This is a genomic window from Mycobacterium sp. 852002-10029_SCH5224772 (assembly GCF_001667315.1).
In the GTDB taxonomy this organism is placed as follows: domain Bacteria; phylum Actinomycetota; class Actinomycetes; order Mycobacteriales; family Mycobacteriaceae; genus Mycobacterium.
Genome location: NZ_LZHT01000099.1, coordinates 1 through 693, shown reverse-complemented (window position 1 = coordinate 693; position 693 = coordinate 1). Strand labels below are relative to the sequence as shown.

1 protein-coding gene is annotated in these 693 nt (G+C 64.9%); it reads right to left on the bottom strand.

Features of this window, described 5'->3' with window-relative positions; all coding sequences use genetic code 11:
- Positions 1-693, bottom strand: a 693-nt coding sequence (locus A5775_RS17740; protein ID WP_197512695.1) for an MCE family protein, incomplete at both ends; no start/stop codon positions are given.

Here is a 693-nt window from a genome sequence, read left to right as displayed (position 1 = left end):
GGCGCAAGGCTGTTACCGGTGTCCATCACCAACTCCGGTGCCGGCCACAGATCCCGGGTGATTTTCTGCCAGCAACCCGGTGCTCCTCCGGGTCCACCGCGAGCGTTCACCCGCGGCAGGTTCTCCGGCCAGATGTAAGGGTTGGGCGCCCCACCGACCAGACCGGCCGTGGCGCCGAGCCCCAGCGTGAGCGCGGAGACCGCGACCAGGGACAGGGGGTTGGCTACCAGCCCCAGCCCGGATAGCACCTCGGTGTTGGTGATGAGCGAGTAGCCGTTGCCGCCGAGGAACGTGGCGGCCTTGGGTTCGATGTCGTGGTAGTTGCGGACCGCACAGAACAGTGAGGGGCTGTAGGTGTCGAGCAGCTGCGCCGAGGGCACCAGGTCGGCCGCACCCCGCGCCAGGTACGGCCCGGCCTTGTTGAACACATCCGCCCCGGTGTTACCGAACCCCGCCGCCGACAACAACGCCTGATCCAGATCCTTTTGCTGCGCATTGATCGTGCGCGACGTCACCACCGCATTATTCAAAAAATCAAACAGGTCCGGCGACGCGTTCGCATACGTATCCCCCAACGCCGCCAACCGCTGAATATCCTTACGCGCCTGCGGCATCCGCGGATTCACCTCATCAAGAACCGCATTCGCATTCACCACCGACTGCCCGAACTTGTCCCCCAACCCCGCCAACGAC